Source organism: Gordonia sp. CPCC 205515 (genome assembly GCF_048537925.1).
In the GTDB taxonomy this organism is placed as follows: Bacteria; Actinomycetota; Actinomycetes; order Mycobacteriales; family Mycobacteriaceae; genus Gordonia.
In genome coordinates this window covers 375,392-399,797 of record NZ_JBCLVJ010000004.1, presented here as the reverse complement: position 1 = coordinate 399,797, position 24,406 = coordinate 375,392, and the positions used below count along the sequence as shown (strand labels likewise).

General features: G+C 66.7%; 23 protein-coding genes. 13 read left to right on the top strand and 10 right to left on the bottom strand.

The features are described from left to right. Positions 1-7: 7 nt before the first annotated feature. A complete protein-coding gene (locus AAFP30_RS07115) occupies positions 8-994 on the top strand; it encodes a TIGR00341 family protein (RefSeq protein ID WP_419229166.1) in 987 nt (328 codons plus the stop codon). A gap of 24 nt (positions 995-1,018) precedes the next feature. Here AAFP30_RS07115 and AAFP30_RS07110 read toward each other — a convergent pair whose 3' ends face one another. Next, positions 1,019-3,487 (bottom strand): LuxR C-terminal-related transcriptional regulator, encoded by a 2,469-nt coding sequence (locus AAFP30_RS07110; RefSeq protein ID WP_419229165.1) that lies wholly within the window; start codon positions 3,485-3,487, stop codon positions 1,019-1,021. Positions 3,488-3,538: 51 nt separating this feature from the next. Here AAFP30_RS07110 and AAFP30_RS07105 point away from each other — a divergent pair, with 51 nt between their 5' ends. The 3 genes from AAFP30_RS07105 to AAFP30_RS07095 are packed head-to-tail and all read left to right on the top strand — an operon-like array spanning position 3,539 to position 7,572. Next, positions 3,539-3,886, top strand: a complete 348-nt coding sequence (locus tag AAFP30_RS07105; protein ID WP_419229164.1) for a hypothetical protein — start codon at positions 3,539-3,541, stop codon at positions 3,884-3,886. Then, on the top strand, positions 3,883-5,724 hold the full coding sequence (locus tag AAFP30_RS07100) for a hypothetical protein (RefSeq protein WP_419229163.1): 1,842 nt from the start codon (positions 3,883-3,885) through the stop codon (positions 5,722-5,724). The genes AAFP30_RS07105 and AAFP30_RS07100 overlap by 4 nt, the downstream gene beginning before the upstream one ends. A 9-nt stretch (positions 5,725-5,733) precedes the next feature. After that, entirely contained in the window at positions 5,734-7,572 is a 1,839-nt protein-coding gene (locus AAFP30_RS07095; RefSeq protein WP_419229162.1) for a glycosyltransferase, read from the top strand. Here the strand turns inward: AAFP30_RS07095 and AAFP30_RS07090 are convergent. From AAFP30_RS07090 to AAFP30_RS07080, 3 genes are read right to left on the bottom strand one after another with little or no spacing between them, the layout of a single operon-like run. After that, positions 7,556-8,932: a DUF2252 domain-containing protein gene (locus tag AAFP30_RS07090; RefSeq protein ID WP_419229161.1), complete on the bottom strand. Its 1,377-nt coding sequence runs from the start codon at positions 8,930-8,932 to the stop codon at positions 7,556-7,558. The two genes, AAFP30_RS07095 and AAFP30_RS07090, sit on opposite strands and share 17 nt — an antisense overlap. Continuing rightward, positions 8,929-9,255, bottom strand: a complete 327-nt coding sequence (locus AAFP30_RS07085) for an SHOCT domain-containing protein (RefSeq protein WP_419229160.1) — start codon at positions 9,253-9,255, stop codon at positions 8,929-8,931. Before AAFP30_RS07085 ends, AAFP30_RS07090 begins: the two co-directional genes overlap by 4 nt. A 7-nt stretch (positions 9,256-9,262) precedes the next feature. Continuing rightward, entirely contained in the window at positions 9,263-9,715 is a 453-nt protein-coding gene (locus tag AAFP30_RS07080; RefSeq protein ID WP_419229159.1) for a DUF6325 family protein, read from the bottom strand. A 139-nt stretch (positions 9,716-9,854) separates the two neighbouring features. Here AAFP30_RS07080 and AAFP30_RS07075 point away from each other — a divergent pair, with 139 nt between their 5' ends. Next, a complete protein-coding gene (locus AAFP30_RS07075; RefSeq protein WP_419229158.1) occupies positions 9,855-10,298 on the top strand; it encodes a DUF6325 family protein in 444 nt (147 codons plus the stop codon). An 83-nt stretch (positions 10,299-10,381) separates the two neighbouring features. On the opposite strand, the gene AAFP30_RS07070 is transcribed toward AAFP30_RS07075, so the two are convergent. Beyond that, positions 10,382-13,030, bottom strand: coding sequence for a LuxR C-terminal-related transcriptional regulator (locus AAFP30_RS07070; RefSeq protein ID WP_419229157.1), 2,649 nt, complete (start codon positions 13,028-13,030; stop codon positions 10,382-10,384). 217 nt (positions 13,031-13,247) lie between these two features. Between AAFP30_RS07070 and AAFP30_RS07065 the strand changes: the two genes are divergently transcribed. Both AAFP30_RS07065 and AAFP30_RS07060 read left to right on the top strand, forming a co-directional pair. Beyond that, positions 13,248-13,412 carry a hypothetical protein gene (locus AAFP30_RS07065; RefSeq protein ID WP_419229156.1) on the top strand — a complete coding sequence of 55 codons (165 nt, stop codon included), beginning with the start codon at positions 13,248-13,250 and terminating at the stop codon, positions 13,410-13,412. A gap of 39 nt (positions 13,413-13,451) precedes the next feature. Beyond that, complete coding sequence (locus AAFP30_RS07060) at positions 13,452-14,666, top strand: MFS transporter (RefSeq protein WP_419229155.1); 1,215 nt, start codon at positions 13,452-13,454, stop codon at positions 14,664-14,666. Here AAFP30_RS07060 and AAFP30_RS07055 read toward each other — a convergent pair. Both AAFP30_RS07055 and AAFP30_RS07050 read right to left on the bottom strand, forming a co-directional pair. Further along, on the bottom strand, positions 14,617-14,970 hold the full coding sequence (locus AAFP30_RS07055; RefSeq protein WP_419229154.1) for an SHOCT domain-containing protein: 354 nt from the start codon (positions 14,968-14,970) through the stop codon (positions 14,617-14,619). The genes AAFP30_RS07060 and AAFP30_RS07055 overlap by 50 nt on opposite strands. Before the next feature lie 41 nt (positions 14,971-15,011). Beyond that, positions 15,012-16,463, bottom strand: coding sequence for a DUF2252 domain-containing protein (locus AAFP30_RS07050; RefSeq protein ID WP_419229153.1), 1,452 nt, complete (start codon positions 16,461-16,463; stop codon positions 15,012-15,014). A 98-nt stretch (positions 16,464-16,561) separates the two neighbouring features. Between AAFP30_RS07050 and AAFP30_RS07045 the strand changes: the two genes are divergently transcribed. From AAFP30_RS07045 to AAFP30_RS07035, 3 genes are read left to right on the top strand one after another with little or no spacing between them, the layout of a single operon-like run. Next, positions 16,562-16,942, top strand: coding sequence for an SHOCT domain-containing protein (locus AAFP30_RS07045; protein ID WP_419229152.1), 381 nt, complete (start codon positions 16,562-16,564; stop codon positions 16,940-16,942). Positions 16,943-16,975: 33 nt separating this feature from the next. Next, a complete protein-coding gene (locus tag AAFP30_RS07040) occupies positions 16,976-18,295 on the top strand; it encodes a DUF1254 domain-containing protein (RefSeq protein ID WP_419229151.1) in 1,320 nt (439 codons plus the stop codon). Beyond that, positions 18,292-18,540 carry a hypothetical protein gene (locus AAFP30_RS07035; protein ID WP_419229150.1) on the top strand — a complete coding sequence of 83 codons (249 nt, stop codon included), beginning with the start codon at positions 18,292-18,294 and terminating at the stop codon, positions 18,538-18,540. The genes AAFP30_RS07040 and AAFP30_RS07035 overlap by 4 nt, the downstream gene beginning before the upstream one ends. Before the next feature lie 10 nt (positions 18,541-18,550). Here the strand turns inward: AAFP30_RS07035 and AAFP30_RS07030 are convergent, their stop codons facing one another. Continuing rightward, positions 18,551-19,690 carry a lipase family protein gene (locus tag AAFP30_RS07030; RefSeq protein WP_419229149.1) on the bottom strand — a complete coding sequence of 380 codons (1,140 nt, stop codon included), beginning with the start codon at positions 19,688-19,690 and terminating at the stop codon, positions 18,551-18,553. A gap of 5 nt (positions 19,691-19,695) precedes the next feature. Continuing rightward, positions 19,696-20,880 carry a low temperature requirement protein A gene (locus tag AAFP30_RS07025; RefSeq protein WP_419229148.1) on the bottom strand — a complete coding sequence of 395 codons (1,185 nt, stop codon included), beginning with the start codon at positions 20,878-20,880 and terminating at the stop codon, positions 19,696-19,698. Positions 20,881-20,953: 73 nt separating this feature from the next. Here AAFP30_RS07025 and trxA point away from each other — a divergent pair, with 73 nt between their 5' ends. Next, positions 20,954-21,322, top strand: coding sequence for a thioredoxin (gene trxA, locus AAFP30_RS07020; protein ID WP_419229147.1), 369 nt, complete (start codon positions 20,954-20,956; stop codon positions 21,320-21,322). Here the strand turns inward: trxA and AAFP30_RS07015 are convergent. After that, the gene (locus AAFP30_RS07015) at positions 21,319-21,996 is read right to left on the bottom strand and encodes a GntR family transcriptional regulator (RefSeq protein WP_419229146.1); all 678 of its coding nucleotides are present in this window, start codon (positions 21,994-21,996) and stop codon (positions 21,319-21,321) included. The two genes, trxA and AAFP30_RS07015, sit on opposite strands and share 4 nt — an antisense overlap. Positions 21,997-22,185: 189 nt before the next feature. On the opposite strand from AAFP30_RS07015, the gene AAFP30_RS07010 reads away from it, so the two are divergent. Together AAFP30_RS07010 and fabG are read left to right on the top strand one after the other, a co-directional pair. Then, positions 22,186-23,376, top strand: coding sequence for an acyl-CoA dehydrogenase family protein (locus tag AAFP30_RS07010; protein WP_419229145.1), 1,191 nt, complete (start codon positions 22,186-22,188; stop codon positions 23,374-23,376). A 258-nt stretch (positions 23,377-23,634) separates the two neighbouring features. Then, the gene (fabG, locus tag AAFP30_RS07005) at positions 23,635-24,381 is read left to right on the top strand and encodes a 3-oxoacyl-ACP reductase FabG (protein WP_419229144.1); all 747 of its coding nucleotides are present in this window, start codon (positions 23,635-23,637) and stop codon (positions 24,379-24,381) included. Positions 24,382-24,406 lie beyond the last annotated feature (25 nt).

Genomic DNA, 24,406 nt, shown 5'->3' with positions numbered 1-24,406 from the left:
CCAACAGATGTCGATCCTGATCCCGGACTCGCAGCGACGCACCCTGGACGAGATCACCGACCGGCTCGACCTCGGTGTCGGCGACGCGAGGGCCAAACGGTCTGCGTTCTGGATCATGCTCGTGCTGTCGGGCGTCATCGCGGTGTCCGGGGTGGTGGCCGACAGCACCGCGACGGTCATCGGCGCGATGATCGTGGCGCCACTGTCGACCCCGATCCTCGGAATCGGGCTGGGCATCGTGAGCGGTCGGGGCGCTCTGATCCTCAAGAGTGTCGGTCTGGTGGCCGCGGGCATCGTGCTGGTCACCCTCCTCGGCGTGGTGATCGCGCAACTCTTGCCGAATCCCGTGAACGTGCTGTCCAATTCGCAGGTCCTGGGCCGGACCTCACCCACGCTGGTAGACCTGCTGGCCGCGCTGGCGACCGGACTGGCCGGTGCCGTCGCAATCACCCGCCGCGATGTCGGCGACGTGCTGCCGGGCGTCGCGATCGCGATTTCCCTGGTCCCGCCCCTGGGCGTGGTGGGGGTGTGTCTCGGTTCGGGGGCACCCTCACTCGCCCTGGGGGCGTTCATCTTGTTCGCCTCCAACGTGATTGCCATGGTCATCACGGGCGTCGCGGTGATGACCATCGGCGGCTACAACCGCGAGGCGCTCGAGGACGCGCCGCCGTCCCGACGACGAGACACTCGCGCGTACCTGATCCTGGCAATCGCGTTGGTCGTCGTCGCCATACCGATGGTGCTGAACTCGTTGTCGTCGTTGTGGTCCCGGCAAATCGCCGACGCCACCACGTCGTGGCTTGCGGCCGGTGGGGCGCAGGACGCGGAGGTGACGAGCGTCGGTTGGAGTGGCGACAAGGTGACCATCAACATCCTGGGCCCCGAGAAGTTGCCGCCGATCGCGAATCTGCAGTCCGCGGTCGACGATCTGGTGCCCTGGGATCCGCAGGTGATCGTCGTACACACCGTCGGCGGACGACAGACGTCCGGCTGATCGGCGCTCTCACATCAGGGCCCCTCACATCAGGCCGAGGTCCCGGGCCCTGGTCACCGCCTCGCGCCGGCTGTTGGCGCCGAGTTTCTGGTAGACCGACCGCTGATGGGTCTTCACGGTGTTGACCGAAATGAATAGCTCGTCGGCGATCTCCGCCGTCGTCAACGACCCGGCAAGGTAGGCGAGCACACCCATCTCGCGCTCGGTGAGCGACTCGAACAGACCGTGCTGCGGATCGGGGGCGCCGGTGGTCGTGGTGGTGCGCATCATCAGATCGGCTGCGAAATCCGCATGTGCCGAACCCTTTTCGATTCGATCGGTCAAGAGCGGGCGCAACACCGGGGTCGCGTCGAGAAACGGCCGGCGCAACTCCTGAGGCGCCGCCAGTGCCAGCGCCGACTCCAGCGCCTCCAGCCGGCGGCCGTGCTCCGCCTCGACACAGGTGGCCAGCGTCAGGTGCGACCGCAGACGTGCGCGCAACGAGTCCTCGTGCTCGGCGCACGTCGGTTGTCCGCCGGCGACCTTGACGATGGAGTCATGGAGATAGGCGGCACGGTGCTGCAGTCCGTCGGGCACGGGCACGACGTCGACGCTGGTCGTCGCCTGCTGGACGATCGTCGCGGCCGCGACCGGGTCGCCCTGCGCGAATGCCAGACGGGCCCGCATGAGATCCATCGCGAACGTCGTGTGCGGCTCGCGATTGGTCTCCTCGGCCCGAACCAGCCAGGCTTGCGCAGCGTCTTGATCGTCCCGCTCGAGCGCCACCCCGGCCAGTGCGAGGTAGGCGGCGGTCACCTGCACCATGCCGGGCGACCCCGCTTCCTCCACCACGCGCACCGTGCGGCGTGCCATCTTTGCGGCCTCGGACAATTCGCCGCACTCCCACCGCAGGTACGCCAGATGGGCCTGGGCATTGATCACCGGACGCAGGACACGGTGACCCACGTCGGTCAGCGCGGCCGCTTCCAGATGGGCACGCGCACAACCACTGTCCAACGACCACAGTTCACTGACGCCCAGGTTGCCGAGGATGAGGGCCTGCAACGCGGGCCAGTCCGCGAGGCCCACCGACGACAGCGCTCCCGAATCGTGCGGCAGCTGCCCGAACGCGCTGCGCATCGCGACGATGTCACCGACCCATCGCTGGTCACCGGCCTCGATGACGCCCAACACGAGTTCGTAGCGACGTCGGCGGCGACCCTCGACCCGGTGGAGTTGGGCACGTGCCGCCGCCACCAATTCGGCGACGCCATCGGATCGGCCCGACATCCCCCGGGCCGCGGCCGCCCCGATCGCCAGACCGGGATGCGTCAGCACCGCCTCGCGCGGCACGTCGTCGAGCATCCTCGCAAGTTCCGCGGGCGATTGGCAGACGGTCCAGCTGACGACATGCGTGCCGACGAGCCCACCGGCCCGCGACCAGTCACCCGCATCCAATGCGTGGCCGAGTGCGGCCATCGGCTGCCCCTGCATCCCGTACCATTCGGCGGCGAGCCGATGCAGCCGGGTCTGCTCGGCCCGGTCGGTGATCCGGGATCGGAGGAAGTCGAGCAGCAGCGGATGGAGACGGTACCGGCGACGCCGGTGGCCCAGTTCGTAGACGAATGCGTTCAGTTCGGCCAGGTCGGCGAGGATGTCTCCGCTGTCCGGGCCGCCGCCGAGCGCTTCGGCGAGTTCGGGACACACGTCGTCGACGATGCTGACCCGGGTGAGGAAGTCCTGCCATTCGCGGGGCAGCCCGTCGAACACCTCCCGCATCAGGTAGTCCGCGATGTAGCCGGTGCGGCCGGACAGTGTCGTGACGAACTCCTGCGGATCGGCCGCGTGTTGCATGCCGAGCAGGGCCAGGCGCAGTCCGGCCGCCCAGCCCTGCGTTCGGGTGACGAGCAGGTCGGCCTGATCCGAGGACAATTCGACGCCGAGGCTTCGGGCCAGGTCGGTGACCTCCGCGCTGTCGAAGCGAATCGCGTCGGTGCGGATGTCGGTCAGCAGCCCGTCGAGCCGCAGTTGATGCAGTGGCCACGGAGGATCGTGCCGCGAGACCACGACGACATGCAGATTCTCGCTCACCGAGAGGATGAACTCGACCAATTCGCCGTGGGTCTCCGCATCCCGGCAGTCCTGTAGGTCGTCGAGAACGAGCACCACTTCGCGCGGGTGAGCCAGAATCCACGACCGTAGTCGTGCCGCGACATCGCTCGACGCACTCTGCGCAAGCACTCGCACGTTCTCGATGTCACGATCGGTCGCGATCTCCGCGACACCTTCGAGGAGCAGCGTCCACAGTGAGCGGCGAGGCCCGCGGGTCTGTCCGAGGCTCACCCAGGCGACATCATCGATGCCACGGTCGTCCAGCCACGACGCCACTGCCAGGGATTTCCCGTAGCCGGCCGGTGCCGAGACGAGCACGATGGGGACATCGGCAGCCTCGTCGAGCCGGTCGAAGAGCCGTCGACGATAGACGACGTTGCGTGCGAGCGGACCGGTGGACACCCGCCCACCAACCATTCGACCCCGGCCTCCCGACAACCTCGACCTCATTTCGTGGCAACGACCAAGACGAGTGAATCTCACCCTGATTTCGTGACGCGAGCAGGCAAACCCATCAACAACCATAGTGGGCAGGTGATCGAGTCGGGGATTGACGAGGCAATGCGTATGACTGATCTGTACGAGTTCCGGATCGATGGCGAGCTCAGCCCGGAGTTGCTGGCCACTTTCCACCCGGTGACGAGCGAAGTGCACCGCGGTGAGACCGTCTTCACCTGCAGTGTCGAGGACGATCCGCAGATGTTCGGGGTGGTGGCGCGCTGCGAGACGCTGGGCCTGAGCCTGATCGGGCTGGCGAAGACCGGAAGTGCCGACGCAGAGTGCGGGAGACCAACGCCATGAGCGACAAGCCGGCGAAGAAGGAGTACTTCCGCGCCGAACACGGCCGTAACGTACCGAAATCCGCGTGGGCCGTGCTCGGCCTCGCGGTCGTCGTGCTGTTTGCCTTCATCCTTGCCCGCCCCTCGTGGTTCACCCGGGATGCCGGCGACGACAGCATCCACGTCCCCCCGGAGCGGCACTTCACCAAGACCCTTGCCGCGTCCGGGCAGCCGGACGGGTTATGGCTCACCGACGATTCGCCGTCAGCGAGCTATCTTGTGGCGCTCCCCGCCGATTCCGCCCGATCCCACACCCGGCTGCACCTGGTCGGATCGTCCCAGGTTCCCACCGACAGCACCATCTTCCTGTCGGTCAAGATGGACGGCCAGGAAGTCTCCAAGACTGAGCTGCCCACCGGTCAGCACGACATCGACAGCTTCTATGCCATCCCTGACCAGATCGCCTCGGACGGCCAGGTGCGTGTTCAGGTCACCGCGTCGGGCACCCGCGACAACCAGCACTGCACAACCGACCACTCGGCCGGCATCGCCGTCCATCTCGCCCCCGACAGCCTGGTCGAGGCGGCGCTGGCCGAACCGGTCCACACCATCCGCGACGCCGTCGCGTCCTGGGACCGTCAGGTCACCGTCGTGCTCACCGACCGCGGCAACACCTGGCGGTCGACCGCCGCGCAGATGGGCATGTCCCTGACCCGAGCCGGCCACGAGGTCGTCTTCGCCGATCACCTGCCCGATGCCGACATCGACAATGCGATCCTGCTCGGCCCGGCCGACACCCTCAAGTCCCAGACCGGCTGGACCACCACCCAGGACATGGGCAACGGCGTGGCCGTCGGCACGGCGAACAACACGCCGGTCCTCGGGGTCACCGAACCCGACGGCACCCTGATCTCCTCGTTCCTCACCGATCCGACCGTCGCCACTGCGGATTCGGCGTCGAGCGATCCGAGCGCCGTCACCAGCCCGACCGTCACCGGCGACCGTGTCCCGCTCGCGTCGCTGGGCGCCGACATGTCGTCGGGCCAGATCACCGAGACGAAACGCTGGCGGATCAACTACTCCCTGACCGATCTGCCCGGCGGCCGTATCCCTGCCGCCGTCGACGTCGACATCGCACTTCCCGCCTCACCCGACGACATCCGCTGGCTCCTCAACGTCGACCTCAACGGCACCCTGGCGGCCAGCCGCAATCTGAACACCACCGGCGGCAAGACGTCGATCCCACTCCCGGCCCAGAATGCGTTGCTGGACAACACGGTAACGCTGAGCGTGCAACGCGACCGGGATCTCGGCGGCTGCGACGTGCGGATCACGCCGTATCCGATGCAGTTGCAACCCGGCAGTCAACTCGTCCTCGGCACCGATCCGGGCGCGGGCTTCACTGCCGCCGCCCGCGCGATGGCGTCCGGCGTGAGCGTGTACCTGCCGAATACCGATGCCGACCCGATCCAGCAGCTCAACGCGATCGTCCCGACCCTCACCGAGTTCGTTCCCGCGCAGTATGATCCGCCGTTTGCGTGGAATCAGCAGCCGGCGGCCGGCAAGCCGTTCATCCTCGTCGGCGACAGCCCAACGGTGACCACCCCGGTCGCCATCCGCGACGGACGGATCCTGTCGGAACCGGATGGGCGGACACTGAACATCCCGGCCTTCCAGAACGGGTTGGTGGTGTCCACCGCGACCGGCGCGACGCGTGCGCCGGGTCTGGCGATCGACTACGTCGGCGGCATCGGCGATTCGACGCTGCCGGACTTCGGCACCGAGGTCGCGCAAGTGGTGACCGCACAGGGCAGTTTCGCCGTGAATGCCGATGGCACCGTTGGCACCTCCGCTCGATAGGACGACCCGATGAGTGATCAGACACACAGCGCAGACACCACCGCGGACGGAGGTGTCGCCGACCATTTCCGCTCGGTGGACAGCGCGCCCGCCGACTATGCGGTGGACCGACCGGCAAGCGGCACCAACGGTTTCATCATCACCTTCGCCGGGCTGTCGATCCTGGTGATGTGCGTGCGGGCGTTTCTGGCACATACCGGATGGGCCGACGCGCCACACGATCTGGTGCTGTTCTCCGAGGGCCGCGGCAACGTCGAGTTCCCGCTCCGGATGTTCATCTCGCTGTTCTTCTTCACCTACGGCCTGCTGTGCTACTCGAATATCTGGCGCCGACTGTTCGTCATCGGATCGCTGCTGGGCAAGTACTACGTGTTCTGCGTGGTGATCGACTTCATCTTCGGCTGGCTGCACGCGCAAGGCATCGCCTCGATCTCGGTGTTCGCGGGTCAGATGATCTCCGGCCTCATGGCCTTGGCCATCTTCCCGCACACCGTCCTGCGGCAGGCCCAACTTCCCGAGCAGGGACCACTTCCCGCCAAACCGGCGCGAATCCCGTTGCCGTCCTTCTTGAAATGGGCCTTCTGCCTCACTGTGGCGATGGTCGGTGCGGCCCTGGCCATCCAGGTGTTCTACAACCTCGTCGAGACCCTGAAGAACTGGGCGATCCTCGGCGGCATCGGCGCCGGCGTGTTCCTCATGCAGCAGATCCTCGCGGTCACCACCTTCGGGTTCGGCTACCGCACCCTCAAACGCGCACAGGACGTCGAATACTCACCGCCCGCAGCCATTCTCGTTCCGGCGCACAATGAAGCACACAGTATCGCCGCCACGATCCAATCCGTCGACGAAGGCGCCTCCACCTACCCGGGAAAGATCAAGCTCTACGTCGTCAACAACGCATCCACCGACAACACCTACGAAGTCGCCACCGAGACCATCGCGGCCTGCAAACACATCACCGGTGTGGTGCTCGACTGCCCGACCCCCGGCAAGGCGATCGCGCTCAACATGGGCATCGACAACATCACCGAGGAATATGTCGTGCGGATCGACGCCGACACGGTGATCGGTCCCGGTTGCCTGGAAAATGCCATGCGCCACTTCGCCGAACCGAACGTCGGCTGCGTCGGCGGCATCCCCATGCCCGCCGAGGAGAAGACCTGGATGGACAAGGCCCGACTCGTCGAGGTCTACATGCGGCACGGCTTCTTCCAGGTGTCGCTCGACGGCTACGACGCCGTGATGGGCATCCCCGGGATGTTCGCCATCTACCGCCGCAGCCAGCTGCTCGAGGTGGGCGGCATGGTGCAGGGCATGAATGGCGAGGACACCGACATCTGTATGCGCCTGACCGCGGCCGGGTACAAGAGTGTCGCCGACCCAAATGCGGTGTACTACAGCGAAACACCCGCGTTCTATGAACACCTGCGCGAGCAGCGCACCCGCTGGTTCCGCAGCATCTATCACCTCACCGCCCGCAATCGCGCGATGCTGTTCGACGGGCAGACCATGGTGGGTACCTTCGTACTTCCGTTCAACCTGGTCAACGCGGCGCGGCGGGCAATGCTGGCGCCGCTGTTGCTCTACGCCGCGATCTGCCTGATCTTCTTCCAGTCCACGTTCACCGCGATGCGGTGGCAGCCCATCGTCGCCACCATGCTCGGCATGTCAATGATCATGACCGTGGTGGTGTGTCTGATCTGGCGGCCGAGTTCGATCCGACACATACCGATCTATCTCGGATTCCGTATCCTCCGAAGCTATTTCACGCTCGCATCGGCATTGACCCTGATCTATCCGCCGATGGAGCCACGAAATGCGTTCAAACGATTCAGATCCCGGGAGTAGAGGCGAGGTCACCGCGGTCGATCGCCTCGACGAACGCCTGGTGGTCGCGGATGGTCCGCTCGCTGTAGGAAAGCGCGAATCTGCCCATCGCACGGTCGAATTCGTCGGTGTCCCCCAGATAGCGGGAGATGGCGACGGGGTCGCCGGATCGGGCGTGACCGAACGCCAGCACGCGGCCGCAGATGCGCCCATAGACCTCGAGTCCCTTCGGGTCCAGTGTGCCGATCACCACCGACCCCTTGGCGTCACGGAGTTGCCGGACGTAGAAGTCACGGTGGACACCGTCGAACCCGGTGGCACCCTGCCAGCCGAGGAACACGTCGCTGACCGCCTGAGTGAGGCGCTGGCCGAACACAACTCGTTCACCCTGGTTGCTGTACGCGGGCCCCTGGAGATACCGGTCCAGCACCGAGTGTTGCGCTTCCTTGGCCTGTAGCAGCAGTGGGGTGCCGTCGATCTTGCTGCGCATCAACAGAACCCACGCACGGGATCCGACGCTGCCGACGCCGACGACCTTCCGCGCCATCCGCACGAACTCGAACTTGTCCACGAGTACGCGGTGCGGTGCCTCCATCGACTCACGGAACTGGGCGAGCCGGCGACTCATGTCCTCGACGATCTGCTCGGAGGTCATGTCGCTGACCAGTTCTTCGACGGGAACGATCAGCGGCGGTGTGTTGACGAACCGCACCTCACCGTCGGCGTCGGTGGTGGTCAGTTTGCTCAACGCCTGCAGGCTGTTCCGACCCCACGCCTTCTTCATCTCCTTGCGCAGGATCTTGGTGGTGGCGTTGTCCACCAGTTTCCGTATGGCGGTGAGTTCGCTGGTGGGGGTGAGATGGCTGTACCACGTGGCGAGGGTGCCCACCTGTGCCTGGTTCGCGATCGTCGCGCGGTACTCGGCGGCGCAGGCCCGAGCGATGCGCTTACCCACCTTCGGCGTGCAACCGTTGTCGTCGGCCGCCACCGCCAGGCTCGCGACGAGTCGCTTCACATCCCATTCGAACGGACCCGGGTAGGTCTCATCGAAGTCGTTGACATCGAAGGCGAGTTGACGTTCCGGGGTGGCGAAGAACCCGAAGTTGCTCAGGTGCGCGTCACCGCACAACTGGACGATCAGCCCCGAGTGCGGCGTGCGTGACAGGTCATCAGCCATCACGAGCGCCGCACCGCGATAGAACGAGAACGCATTCAATGACATCCGGCCGTGCCGCACCGGCAACAGGTCCTGTACCCGGGATTCCCCCTGGCCGACCAGGAGTCCAACGGGATCACGGCCCGATTCCTCGCCGACATCAGCGAGGTCGGCCAGCGACGTCTGCGGCCGCTGCCCAACAGCGGCCGCCAGATCCGCGGTCACGACCCGAGGATCCGTGCCTTCTCCGCGGCGAACTCCTGCTCGCTGAGAATTCCTTGCGCCTTCAGATCGGCGAGCTGCTGCAATTGCGCGATGCGATCCTCGCCGCCGGCGGGAGCGGCCGGGGGCGGCGGCGCGTATTGCTGCTGCGGCGGCGGCGCGTACTGCGGTTGCGAGGCGGCCATCTGCTGCTCGAACTGGGCCTGCTGGGCGGCCTCCTTCTGTGCCCAGCGGTTGCCCTGGCGGCGGGCGACACGGTTGGAGACCGACGTCGCGGTACCCGCGATCACAGCGGTACGGGCAGCGGCACGAATCAATCCGGGCATGGTGACCTCACTTTCCTTCGGCCGCGTCGAGTGCGGCGAGTACATCTTCGGCGGCGATCCGGCCGGACGCGACCAGCTCCGCCCCATTCCGCCGCAGCGCGGTGGCGAATGGCGCGGCCCAATGGTTTTCGTACACGAGAACGGCAGCCACGGTCCCCGGCTCGAGGACCGATCCCACCTCCTCGATATCCGGGGCGTCGAGGAGTCCGGTGGCCGCCTCGGCGAACAGCGCAACGTCCAGATCGCCACCGAAGCCCAGCTCGGCGATCTCCACGCCGACCACGCTGCCATCGTCGTCCTTGCGCACGAATTCGAGGTCGAGAACCCGAATGATGCCGCGGTCGACGAGATCGACCAACAGCGGAAACGCTGTCCCGTCGAGCTCACGATCCTTGGCGAACTCAACCACGATGTAGTCGACTGGTCCGACGACCAGTTCGTCTGATGTCTGTTCGGTCATGCACCCAGCCTTCCACATTTCGTCGGTGACGACTCACCCTTTGCGTGTGAAATCCCGGTTGATCATCCTTTCCGGGTGACGACACCGATCCCGGCGCGCGACGACACTGATCGATACAGCCGACGGCGAGGAGGCGCACGTGCGCAACGGTGCAACCCTGGGTCCCATCGATTACGTCGTCATCGAATTCTCCACTCCGGCAGATATTTTCACCGACCGACTGAGCGGGGAGATCATCTCCCTGGTGGAGAGCGGCCTGGTGCGCGTCCTCGACCTCCTGGTCGTGTCGCGGACCGCGTCGGGGTCGATCGAGGTGTCCGAATTCGAGGAGTTCGACGGCGACCGGCTCGGCATCCTGCACGATTCGCTCGCCGAGATTCTTGCCCTCGAAGATGTCGAGAACCTCGCCGCCGCGATCGAACCCGGTCGCTGCGCGGCCGTGATCGTGTGGGAGTACCTGTGTGCCTTGCCCTTCACCCGCGCGGCCCAGGACGCCGGCGCACAGGTGGTGGCGCAGGGCCGCATCCCCCAGCAGGCCATCGTCGCGACCCTCGAGGCCGATGAGCGCTCCCCCGCCAACTGACCCCACCCGCGATCCCGACCCCTCCGCCGGTTGAGCAGGCCGGCGACGAAGGAGCCGACCGTGTCGAAACCCCCTCCCCGGCCCTACAACAGCTTGCGCTCCCGCGCCCGATCGACCGCCTCGCGGCGCGTCGAGACCCCGAGTTTGCGATAGATCGACTGCTGATGGGTTTTGACGGTGTTGACCGACACGAACAGGTCCGCCGCGATCTCGGCCGCCTTGTACATCGTCGGCAGATAGCGGAGCACCACGAGCTCCCGTTCGGTGAGGAGATCATCGACGACCGGCTGGTCCGCCGAGAGCTCGGGGAGCGGGTCACCGCAGGCGGCAAGCACTTTGGCGACGAACTCACGGTCGGAATCGCTGACGTGCTGACGCCGGGTCAGCAACGTGGGCACCGCTGGGCCGCCGACGAGAAACGCCCGCACCGCACCGACCGGTGCGGCCAACCGTACCGCTTCGTCGATCCGTTCGATCGCCAGCGCGTCGCGGCGCAACTGGTGGGCGGCCACCGCCGATAACAGCGCAGCCTTGATCGACAGCACCCGATAGGGCGCGAAACGGCTCGACGCACCCAGGATCTCCAACACCTCGGCGGGGCGTCCGGCGGCGAGGCTCACCCGGGCACGGAGCACCCGCAGGACCCCCGACGCACTCCCCGACGGGTCGTCGTCCTCCGGTGGTGGAATCTCAGGGATTCGGCCGTCGAGCATCTCCACCTCGGCCAGCGCCACCCGCGCCCACGCATCGAGCAGCGGTGGCAGCGTGCGATTCTGGTCGATCAGGGCCATCAGCGCGGAACCCGCCGCGTGGGCGGCATAGGAGTCCCGGCGCACCGCCGCAACCCGCACCGCCACGACCTCCATCATCAGCCAGGCACCGGCATCCGAGTGTGCGACCCCCGCACTGCGCCCCTGCGCGATCCGCTCGGACGCCTCGTCGAGTTCGTTGCGCTCGAAGTGCATCCACGCCGCCGCCGCGTAGAGCACCATGATCTGCGGCTCCCGCGACCAGCCCCGTCGTGCAGCGAGATCGAGGATTTCGTCCACGCGCCGCGCGACGTCGGGCAGCCGTCCGTGAATCATGTCGACGACCGCCAGATACGACGTGGCCGCCAGCGACATGAGACTCATCCCGACGCTCTCGGCACGTTGTCGTACCTTCTCCAGTTCCGGCTCGGCCAGCGTCAGATCACCGCGATGCACCAGCCCGATCGCCCGGTTGTTCTCGGCCATCAGCAACAGCCCCGCGGCCGCGGGCACACTCTGCCGGGGCAGGCCGTCGATCAGCTGCGACACCGCGGCACAGCAATCCACGAGTTCGGCGAGTCCCGAGACCCGTGAGCGCACCATCCGGATGAGCGCGATCACGACCCGCGCGGCCGTCGTGTCGGCGGCGTCAGCTGACTCCAGGAGTGCCTCGGCGTCCCTCGCACACCGATCCATCGCGGTGAAGTCATGCCGGTGGAACTCGGCGATCGCGGTGATGAGCAGGGTCGCGGCCGTGGGATGCCGCGCGTTGTGGGCCTCCGCCGGAATGAGGGCGGCGGCCAACTCGGGTGCGCGCGGCGAGAGGATCATCGGCAGCGCGGTGAAGGCGAGCATGCGCAGCATCCGGTCCCAGTCCCCGGCCGACGCCAGGTGGACGAGGGCGCCGATGGCATCCCCGGAGTCGATGAACCACTCGGCGGCTTTTCGATGCAGCTCGGCCGCGCTGTCCGGGCTCTCGGCACGCAGTCGGTCCTGCAGCAGTTCGCGCAGTAGCGGGTGATAGCGATACCAGTCCGGCCGGTCGGACAGTCGGACGGTCAACGAGTTCGTGGCGACCAGGTCGTCGAGCACGCGCCAGCTGTCGGGCCGCCCCGTCAGGGCACGCGCGAGATCCCCGCACACCGGGTCGACGACACTGGACGTCAGGAGGAACCGGCGGTCGCTCGGCGAGATCCGCTCGAGCACCTCCTCGAGCAGGTAGGCGGCGACGGGGCGCTGTTGTCCACCGAGTCGCCGCAGCCCGTCACGCAGGTCGTCGTCGTCGATGCCCAGCAGGAGCAGGCGCAATCCGGCCGGCCACCCTTCGGTGCGCTCCTCGATCAGGTCCAGATCGTCGGGGGCGACGGCCACGCCGGACTTGGTGCAGAACTCAGCGATCTCGTCGCGGGTGAACGCGAGCAGCCCGGCGTCGATCTCGGTGAGGTCACCCGACATACGCAGGCGTCCGAGTCGGAGCGCGGGTTGTGTGCGCGAGATCGCGATCAGGCTCACCCCGGCCGGTCGATGCTCGATGAACCCGTCGATCGAATCGAGCAGTTCCGAGTTGTCGAACAGGTGGAAGTCGTCGATCACCACGGTCAGCGGGCGGGTCAGGTCCCAGAGGCCATCAATGATGCGGCGGACCTCGATGGCTCCGAACTCCCCGCTCGGGGCCAACTCGCGCAACGGGTGGTCGGGTGGAAGAGCCGTGTCCGGCGCCAGCGCACCGAGCACCGACGACCAGAACGTTCGCGTGGTGGCGCTCGAGTCGGCGACGATCCACACCACGGATCGGTCGTCGTCCGCGCGGTCGGCCCAGCCGGCGACCGCCAGGGTCTTGCCGTAGCCGGGCCCGGCGCACACCACTGTCACCGGACCGTCGGCGCCGCGGGTGAGCGCATCGTCGACACGGCGGCGCCGGATGAACCCCGGCGGGAGGGCCGGTCGTCCACGGTGCACCACGTGGGCGAACTTGTTCTCCACCCTCACCTCACGATCCCGAGCGGCCGACAGACGCGGCCCAGAAGCATCTTAGTCCGCGATCGGCCGGTCATCAGGGTTCTGCCACAGGCTGAATTCACGTTCCTGCCACCGGAAATTCACCGTGCCGCCACCATTCCCCGGTTCACCCTCGACGGGTGACGACATCGCCACTGTCCGAACGGCATGCTCATACCATCCGACAACCGATGGAGCCACGATGGGAATTCGCCAGGGACGACTGCGACGACGCGCCGTGATCGGCCATCCGGTCGTCCGGGCGGCACCCAGCGGTAATCCGCAAGCAGTCGTCGCATCGGGTATCCGGCGCCGGCACGACGAGCCGGAGTCGCCCGGTCGACCCGTCACCGACGACGCGCGCTGATCCTCGCCAGGAAGTATCGGCACGCACTAGTGTTTCCCCATGCAACGAACCGCCCCCGTGGGTCGGACGGGGCTGGCGCTGCTGGTTGCGGCGCTGGTGGTGGACGGTCTGGACACCGCAGCGCTACCGGCCGCGCTGCCCGCGATCGCCGCGGACTGGGGGATTCACCCCACGTCCCTGACGCGCGCGCTGATGCTCACCGCCCTCGGCACCGTGCTGGGCTACCTGGGCAGCGGCGCACTGACGCGTCGGTGGGGACGGCAAACGGTGGTGTGGCGATCGGTCCTGATGTTCGGGCTCGCCACCCTGCCCATCGTCGTCGTCGCCGCCGAATGGCAGATGGAGGTCGTCCGCTTCGTCACCGGGATCGGGTTGGGACTGGTCCTGCCTGCGGCGGTCTCCATCGGTGGGGATCTGATGCCGCGACAACGACAGTCCGCGGCGATGGTCGTGGTCCTGGGACTGGCCGCGGGTAATCTGCTCGGCGGCCTCATCTTTGGCCCACTGATCGCCGAGTTCGGCTGGCGTGCAGCCTTTGTCGTACCGGCGGTGGTCGCGATTCCGGTGGCGGTCGCCATTGCGAGATGGCCCGGCGTCGACGGTCGGCGGCCGGTGCATTCGCCGAATCTGGCGCTGCGGCCGTTGCTGCAACCGTCGCTGCGTGTGGCGAGTCTCGCGCTGTGGGCGGGGGCGTTCACCGTCTTCCTCGCCTACAGCATCCTGCAGTCGTGGTTGCCGTCGATGGCAGTGGTCGCCGGCGCCAGCCCGCAAGCGGCACCGCTGACGCTCGCCGCGATGGCCGGCGGCGGTCTGGCCGGCGGGCTCGTCGCCGCCGGTGTGCGCGGACGGGCCGGACTCGGGGTGACCCTGGTGGTCATGCTGGTCATCGCCGCGGCGGCACTGCTGATCACCGCTGCCCTGCAGGCCAGTGCCCTACCCCTGCTCGCGGTCGCCGGCGCCGGGCTGATCGCCGGTGCCGCAGGCCTCGCCGCTCTCGCCGTGCAGCTCTACCCGCGACCGGTGCGCATCATCGGTGTCGGCGTCACCGCAGCCTTCGGCCGGGTCGCGACGATCGTCGCTCCCGTCGTCGGCGCGGTGATGATGCGCCACGACCACATCGCCGCGCTGATGGTGGTCGCCGGTGGACTCGCCGTCCTGTCCGCGGGTTTGCTCTGGATACCCGCGCGAACCGGGTCGGCACACGTCAGGACGCGAGTACCCGCGCTTTCTCGGCAGCGAACTCGGCGTCCGTGAGCGCGCCCTGCGCGTGCAGCTCGCCGAGTTGCTTGAGTTGCCTGAGCCGGTCGTCGGTCGATGAGCCCGGAGCCGGTGCGGGCGCCGCGGTCGCGCCCGACGACGGCCCCGGGATCGGCGCGTAGGTGGGCTGCGCGTACGCGGGCGTCCCGAACGCCGGATACACCCCCTCGGTCTGGGCCTGCGGGTAATACTGCTCGCGCGCCCAGCGTTCGCCCTGACGGCGCGACACCCGGTTGGACACCGAGGTGGCGGTGCCGGCAATCACGGCAGTACGGGCGATGCCCCGCAGAAGTCCTGGCATGACGGTGACCCCTTTTCGTCGACGACTCGACCACGATAGTTCTACAGGTCCGCGACAGCTGCGACGACACCGCGGTCGATGGCGTCGACGAATGAGTCGTGGTCCCGGGCATTGCGTTCGGCGTATACCTCGCCGAATCGTCCCATCGCGCGGTCGAACTCGTCGGATTCGCCGAGGTACTCGGCGATGGCCACCGCATCCCCGGAACGGGCGTGGCCGTAGGCGAGCACTCGTCCGCACGCACGTCCATAGGCGGAGAGTGCCTCCTCGTCGAGGGTCTCGATCAGGATCGAGCCCTTGGCGTCGCGGAGTTGGCGCAGATAGAAGTCACGCTGCTGCCCGTCGAGACCCGCGCCCGAGTCCCATCCGAGGAAGACGTCGCCGGTGGCCTGGATCAGTCGCTGTCCCAACACCACCCGCTCCCCCTGATTCGCATAGCCGGGGTCGGCAACGTAATCGGCGAGTACCGACGGCTGCGCCTCCTTGGCCTGCAACAGGAGCGGGTCGCCGTTGTCCTTGCCGCAGAACAGCAGCACCCACGCCCGGGTGCCGACGCTGCCGACACCGACGACCTTGCGGGCAATCCGGACGAATCGGAACTTGTCGAGCAACGCGGCGTGATGCGGCTGCATCGTGGTGCGGAATCGCACCAACCGGTCCTGTACCTCGGCGTAGATGTCACGGGTCTCGTGATCACCGGCCAGTTCCTCGATCGGCACCAGCAGCGGCGGGGTACTGATGAAGCGCAACTCGCCGCCGACCACGGTGGTCAACTTGGACAGGGCCTGCGCACTGTCTCGGCGCCACGACTTCTCGATCTGTTTGCGGATGTCCTTGGTCATCTTCGCGTCGACCATCGCACGTACCTCGGTCAGATCTTCGGTCGGTGAGACGTGGCTGTACCAGCTCTCCAGCGTGCCCAGGGACGCCTGCGCGGCGATGGTCTCGCGGTACTCCCGCGCGCAGTGCCGCGCGATCCGTTTGCTCGCCTTGCGTCCGAACCCGTTGTCGAGGCCGGCGACCACCAGGCTGGCCACCAGCCGCTTGACGTCCCACTCGAACGGCCCCGGATGAGTCTCGTCAAAGTCGTTGACATCAAAGGCCAGGTGCCGTTCCGGGGTCGCGAAGAATCCGAAGTTGCTCAGGTGCGCATCGCCGCACAGTTGGACTTCGAGCCCGCTGTTGGCCGACCGCGACAGGTCGTCGGCCATCAGCAACGCCGCCCCGCGATAAAACGTGAACGCGGTCCGCGCCATCCGACCATGCCGCACCGGCATCAGTTCCGGCACCCGCGAACTCGCCTGCCGCATCAGCAATTCGGTGGGATTGCGGTTCGGGTCGTCGGCATCGGGTGTCAGCTCACCGATCTCGGCGAGCGGAAGTCGCTCGCGTGCCGCCAGTCCCGCAGCCTTGCGGACCTCCAGAGAGCGGTAACCCGGATCGGTGTCGTCCATATCGATGACCTTCGCAGTCGCCCCGCGGGTGGTCTTCATTCGATCCGTATGATCCGCGAACCCCGGCACGCGCGGCATGCTGTGGACATGGACCGCCCGGTCCGCACACTCTGCTGAGCTAAAGGAGTCAACCCGACATGTGGGACTCATTCTGGGATTTCATCTGGTACACGCTGGTCATCTTCGCGTTCGTCGCGTACCTGATGGTCCTCTTCTATATCCTCGCCGACTTGTTCCGCGACCGTGCACTGTCCGGTTGGTGGAAGGCGGTGTGGATCATCCTGCTGATCTTCATCCCGTGGCTGACCGCCCTGGTCTATCTGATCGCCCGTGGACACGGCATGACGCGTCGGGCCGCAGAGGCACAGGCCGAGATGCGACAGCAATCCGACGACTACATCAAGTCGGTGGCCGGCCGGTCCTCGGCCGACCAGATCGCTTCGGCGAAATCCCTGCTCGACGCCGGGACCATCACCGAGGCGGAGTTCCAGGCACTCAAGGCCAAAGCGCTCGCCTGAGATCCACTGTCACCCAACCGGAAAGCCCATCAAATGAGCACCCTGTCCGACGACCTCGCCACACTGTCCGCCGAGGCCTACACCTATCTGTATTCGTTGATGACGATGGAGGTGACCCGCCGCCAGCTGACCGCCGCCGGATCGGCGAACCCGGGTGCCGGTCCCGCCAACGAGATTCATCACCTCCGGCAATTCCCGCCCGCCGAGTTCCGCGCGGTCGTCCGACCCAACTTCGACACGCTCTACTCGTCGGCGTGGATCGATCTCACCGCGGGACCGGTACTGCTCGAGATCCCCGACAGCGACGACCGCTACTACCTCGCGCCGATCCTGGACATGTGGACCGACGTGTTCGCCGCGCCAGGCAAGCGCACCACCGGCACCGGACCACAGCGGTATGTGCTTACGCCACCGGGATATACGGGTCCGCTACCGGACGGCGCGACACCCCTGGCGTGCCCGACTCATCAGGCCTGGCTCGTCGGCCGCACCCAGACGAACGGACCCGACGACTATGCCGCCGTCAACGCGTTTCAGAACGGCTGGAAGATGTCGACCATCGGTGACGCCACGCCGGTGACGGCCGGCCCCTCCCCGCTCGACACCATGGACCTCACCGCCGAACCCCTCCGATTGGTCAACGGACTCTCCGCCGTCGACTACTTCACCGCCGCTGCACAGGTCCTGAAACTGAACCCACCGCATGCGACGGACTTCTCTGTGCTGTCCCGCATCTCGCGACTCGGCCTCGTTCCGGGGGAGGATTTCTCCGCAGACCGATTCAGTGCCGACGAAGTGGCGCAGATCGAGCAGGGCGCGAAATCGGCGCTGGCCGACATCGCGGTACTCACCACCCTCGGCACACCGCGGAACGGTTGGGAGATCATCACCGATTCGATCGGTGTCTACGGCAACGACTATCTGACCCGCGCACGCATCACTCTGATCGGCTTGGGCGCCAACCCCGCCGACGATGCCATGTACCCGGTCCTGGTGTCCGACGCCGACGGGAATCCGCTGACCGGGGACAACGCTTATACCATCCATTTCGCTGCCGACGCCCTACCGCCGGTCGATGCGTTCTGGTCGGTCACCATGTACGACGCCGAGGGTTACCAGACCGCCAACGAGCTCGACCGGTTCGCCATCGGCGACCGGGATACGTTGCAGTACAACGACGATGGTTCGCTGGATCTCTATCTGCAGCACACCAACCCAGGGCCGGACCGCGTCGCCAACTGGCTTCCCTCCCAGCCCGGACCGATCGGTGTCACCCTGCGCCTCTACGCCCCCAAACCCTCCGCCCTCGACGGCACCTGGTCCCCACCCGCCGTCACCCGCACCGCTCGTTGAGCGCCCCTACCCGCTGGTCGAGCAAGCCCGGCGACGCCCCTACCCGCTGGTCGAGTAAGCCCGGCGACGAAGGAGCCGAGCGCATCGAGACCACCCAACCCCCGCTGACCGAACCCACCCCTACCCGCTGGTCGAGTAAGCCCGGCGACGAAGGAGCCGAGCGCATCGAGGCCATTCGCGCACAGGCGATCTCGATGCGGCACCTCGCGAGCTCGGACCCTTACTCGATCAGCATCAGCGGTTGAAGTCGTCGCTTCATCCCGCCGGCATCACCCGATGCAGGAAATCAACCGCGAGCCGCGAACCACCCTTGTCCCGCAGATCAGAATGCGTCGCGTTCACCATCTTGAACTCGTATGATGTTCCGGCACTGCGGAACTCACGCAGCAGGGCAAGCGTCAGCGGGATCGGCACGGTGGTATCACGAACGCCGTGCACCACCAGGATGGGCGTGCCGCCGTAACCACTGGTCGGCACCCCCATGTACCGATGTAACGCATCGCGAAAAGCGCTGTCATCAAGCGACTTCGAGAGCAACTCGCGCGGCTTCACACCGTTGAGGATCGACGACCATTCCGGCCCGCACGAGCGTCCGATCTCGTCGACGATCCGCTTGCCGAGCGGTGACAGGTACGACGACACGTCCACGTCGCGCTGGCCGGTGGACATACCGGCCAGGATCGCCGCGAACGGAGCGGACAACTCAGCCGGAAGCCCACCAAAGCCGGGACGCAGCAAGGTGATCGCGCTCTCGAAGTTGGATACCGGCGCCAACGCGGCAGTGCCCCGAAAATCCAGATCGGGCGCATACCGTCGCGCGAGTTGACCGGCACCGAGCGCCGCCTGACCGCCTTGCGAATACCCGCCCACCGCCCAGGTCTTCGACAACCCGGCAACCATCGACCGCGCGGCCCGGACCATGTCGATGACCGCGGTGGCCTCCGACTGCGTCTGCAGGTACGCATGGGGTTCAGCCGATTTCGAACTCAGACCGATGTAATCGGTTGCCACGACCGCATATCCGGCCCGATTCAGGTCGTCGATCATCGGCGCGGTGCCGCGGATGAGGTCCGTTGATCCGGTGAGGCCGCAGTCGGGGCCGGAGCCGGACGTGCCGTGCGCCCAGGAGACGATGCGCCAGCCGCCGGCCGGTCGGGGCCCGGTGGGCAGGCGAATGATGCCCGCCGCCGGCACCACCGCCCCGCGCGCGTCGGTGGTCGTGTACGAGAGCCGGATGACGCCGCTCAGGCCTCCCCACTCGCCCAGCTGGGTGACGCCGAGTACCCGGCCGGGCTGCAGCGACGACTCGGCTGCGGCAGGTGACGCCACCATCCCGGACACCGCGGCGGTCATCGTCGACAGGGCTGCCACGACGACCGCCAGTGCTTTGCGCATGCCTGTCAGCGTACGGCGGCGGCCGGCGCCGAACCGCGCGCGTGCAGTGCGGCCGCACCCACAAGTGCGTACATGATGACCACCGTCAGCGCCGACACCAGCAACAGCGACAACCCGGCCGTGGCACCGATGACCACCACCACGACCAGCGCCAGAATGCCCGCCGCGCCCGCGACACCTTCAAAGCGGTCGACACCACCCGTCGCCCGCACGAACAAGGTGATACCGATCATGAAGATGGCCGGCCCGCCGGCGATGGCCAACGCCGTCGCGAGTTCGGCGTGTTCGCGAGGGTGCGCCATCATGAGTTCGGCGCCCACCGCCGAGACGATGATCCCGCCGACGAGAACTGCATGGGCGTACGCATACCCGCCACGCGCGAGAGTCGTGCGGTCGTCGGCGTCCTTGAGTCGCTCCTCGGCCTCACCCGAATGCCGGGCAAAGTAGAGCCACCAGAACGAGACCGTCAGGGCGAAGCCGACGATCAGCGACACGTAGGCGATCGCCGTCGTCTCGGTCTCGGAGAACTCGCGACCCAACGACAGCACGGTCTCGCCCAAAGCGATGATGAAGATCAGCCGATTGCGTTCCACCAGGTGTTCGGGTTCCAGACGCCACGTCGACATCGGGGTCGAACCCAGCCCCGGCACCCACAGGTTCACCTCGGGCGCCATCACGTCGACGGCAAGAGCGAGTGCCCAGACGATGAGCCGAGCGTGACCGTCGAGAAATGCGCCCGCGATCCAGAGCACGCCCGCCCCGGCCGACCACACGAACAGATTGACGTAATTGCGGCCGATCTGGTCGCCCCGCAATGCGACGATCATGAACAGCGGCCGGATGAGCTGGATGAGCACCACCGCGACCGCGAACTGCATGCCGCGTTCGCCGAAGGCCTCGGGGATCGCCGCGGACATGATGAGGCTCAACCCCATCAGCACCACCATCAGCACTCGCACCGGCAGCCGGTCCGGGTCGATCCAGTTGGTGGCCCACGTCGTGTAGTTCCAGACCCACCACACCGCACCGAACAGCACGAGCGTCTGCACCGCGCCTTCGAGCGTCAGGTGATGCACCAGCAACAACGCCAACTGGCTGACCGCGAAGACGTAGACGAGGTCGAAGAACAGCTCCATCGTGGTGACCTCGGGCACCACCCCTTTGGCCCGACGAACCGCCTTCGCGATCACGTTCCATCCTCCTGTGTCGGATTCGACTGGTTGATGCCGGAATCTACCTGGTGCGAGGACGGTTGTACGGGCCATGAGTACTCGTGAGATCACCCTGGACAACTTCGACGACACCATCAAGGCCGGCGGCATCGTGCTGCTCGACTTCTGGGCTTCCTGGTGCGGCCCGTGCCGTCAGTTCGGTCCGGTCTTCGAAAAGGCCGCCGAGTCCCACACCGACATCGTGTTCGGCAAGATCGACACCGAGGCGCAGCAGCAACTCGCCGGCGGCTTCGGTATCCGTTCCATTCCCACGTTGATGGCGTTCCGGGACGGGATCATGGTGTTCAACCAGCCCGGCGCTCTGCCCGCCGCCCAGCTCGAGCAGCTGATCGGCGCCGTCGAAGACCTCGACATGGACACCGTCCGCGCGGAGATCGCCGCCGCCGAGCAGTCGAGCTAGCGGTTCCAGAAACCCCGATCCTCCAGCAACGCGACCGCATGGTTGCCGCCACGGAGGAAGTGCGCCTCGGTCAAGGTTCGGGCCATTCCGCCGGACCGGGTGGTCATCGCGTCGAGGATCTCGTGGTGGTCGCGGTTGCTGGAGATCACCATGTCCGGGTGCGCTTCGAAGAAGCCGTTGGGGATGGAGCTGCTCAGCTGCTTGAGTTCGGCGACCAGACGACGCGACCCACACGCCCGGTTGATCAGCCGGTGGAAATCGAAGTTGAGTCGGTCGTGGTCCGAACTCGACTCGTCGGCCTCCATCTGCGCGGCGAGTTTGCCGAGTGCGGCGAGGTGATCGTCGTCGAGCCGGGCTGCCGCGCGCTCGGCGGCCAGACCGGAGATCACGCCGAGTAGCCAGTACTGATCCCGGATGTCCTCGCGGGAGAGTTCGGCGACGAAAGCCCCACGCCGCGGCGCGGTTTGGATGATGCCCTCACCGTCGAGGGCGATGAGCGCCTCGCGCACCGGCAATTTGCTCACACCGAGTTGCTCGGCGAGTGCGTCCTGGTCGACTTTGGTCCCCGGCCGCATCTCACCGCTGAAGACCTGCCGCCGGATCTCCTGGGCGACGATCTGTTTCAGCACCGACGGCGTCGCGGCGCCACCCACTGATCGCATCTCTGTCGACATGTGCGTCGATCTCCTCTGCTCGCTGCTGGTGAAGACTACCCCATCGAACGCCCCACTACGGGTCGCCGAACCTCATTTTTGATATTTTTTTGACAATTACCACCGCGACCGGCTCGAACAATCTGCCCTGAACTGGTCTTTTATGGCAGGTCTTGTCAGCACCTGGTGATTATTGATATTTTATTGCCCATGACCGCAACCGTCTCCGCCTCCACCACCACAGTCAGCGACGAGGACTTCAGCCAGATCAAGGCCGTCGTCGCCGACTTCATCCGCACCAAGGTCGTCCCGCGCGAGCAGGAGATCTCCGAGTCCAACGCCATCCCCGACGACATCCGCGCCCAGGCCGCCGAGATGGGCCTGTTCGGGTACGCGATCCCCCAGGAATGGGGTGGTCTCGGCCTCGACCTGACCCAGGATGTCGAGCTCGCGATGGAGTTCGGCTACACCTCACTCGCACTGCGCTCGATGTTCGGCACCAACAACGGCATCGCCGGTCAGGTGCTCGTGAACTTCGGCACCGACGAGCAGAAGGAACAGTGGCTGGAGAAGATCGCCTCCGGTGAGGTGGTCGCGTCGTTCGCCCTCACCGAGCCGGGTGCCGGCTCCAACCCCGCCGGCCTGCGTACGAAGGCCGTTCGCGACGGCGATGAGTGGGTTATCAACGGGCAGAAGCGATTCATCACCAACGCCCCGCTCGCCGATCTGTTCGTGGTGTTCGCCCGGACCCGCCCCGCCGACGAGTCCGGGACCGGCATCGCGGTATTCCTGGTTCCTGCAGACACTTCCGGCCTCGAGGTCGGACCGAAGGACACCAAGATGGGCCAGGAAGGCGCCTGGACCGCCGACGTCAACTTCACCGACGTCCGCGTCCCCGCATCGGCGTTGGTCGGCGGCGATGAGGATGCCGGCTACCGCGCCGCCATGACCTCGCTCGCCCGCGGCCGCGTCCACATCGCCGCGCTGTCAGTCGGCACCGCCCAGCGGGCCCTCGACGAGTCGGTCGCGTACGCGGCCACCGCCACCCAGGGCGGCACCGCGATCGGCGACTTCCAGTTGGTACAGGCCATGATTGCCGACCAACAGACCGGCGTGATGGCCGGCCGCGCCCTGGTCCGCGACGCCGCTCGCAAGTACGTCTCCGGCGAAGACCGTCGTATCGCCCCGTCTGCGGCAAAACTCTTCTGCACCGAGATGGTCGGCAAGGTCGCCGATCTCGCCGTCCAAATCCACGGCGGCAGTGGCTATATGCGCGAGGTGTCGGTCGAACGCATCTACCGCGACGTCCGCCTCCTGCGCCTCTACGAGGGCACCAGCGAGATCCAGCGCCTCATCGTCGGCGGCGCCCTCGTCCGCGAAGCCAAAAAGGCTGCGAAGTAGCCCGCACCCCCTCGCTGGTCGAGTACGCCGCACCTCATTTCGCTGGTCGAGTAGGCCGCACCTCATTTCGCTGGTCGAGTAGGCCGCACCTCATTTCGCTGGTCGAGTAGGCCGCGACGAAGGAGCGACCGTATCGAGACCACCACCGCAACGCCCCCCTTCTCCGCTGGTCGAGTAGGCCGCGACGAAGGAGCGACCGTATCGAGACCACTCCCGCAACTCCCCCGACAAACGACACCCCAAAAAGGACCCCACCCCATGCCCACCACCCTCCTCGACAACAAAACCGCCGTCATCACCGGCGCCGCCCAAGGCATCGGATACGCCATCGCCGAACTCTTCGTCGCCGAGGGTTCTCGCGTCATCGTCGCGGACATCGACGGCGCCGCAGCCGAAGTCGCGGCCAAGCAGCTCGGCGGACCCGATGTCGCCCGCGGTGTGCGCTGCGATGTCACCTCCGCCGACGACGTCGACGCCATGCTCGCCGCCGCGGCGGATGCCTTCGGCCCGGTCGACGTCATGGTCAACAACGCCGGCATCACCCGCGATGCGACGATGCGCAACATGACCGAGGACCAGTTCGATCAGGTCATCAACGTGCACCTGAAGGGCACCTGGAACGGTGTCCGCAAGGCCGCGGCCATCATGCGCGAACGTAAGACCGGCACGATCGTCAACCTGTCGTCGCTGTCCGGCAAGGTAGGCATGGTCGGCCAGACCAACTACTCCGCGGCCAAGGCCGGCATCGTCGGCATGACCAAGGCTGCGGCGAAAGAGGTTGCCCACCATGGTGTCCGGATCAACGCGATCCAGCCCGGCCTGATCCGTAGCGCGATGACCGAGGCCATGCCGCAGAAGGCGTGGGATCAGAAGATGGCCGAGATCCCCATGGGCCGCGCCGGGGAGGTCGCCGAAATCGCCAACGTTGCACTGTTCCTCGCCTCCGACATGTCCTCCTACATGACGGGGACCGTTCTGGAGGTCACCGGCGGACGGTTCATGTGAGACGCTGAACCCGAAGGAGACGAAA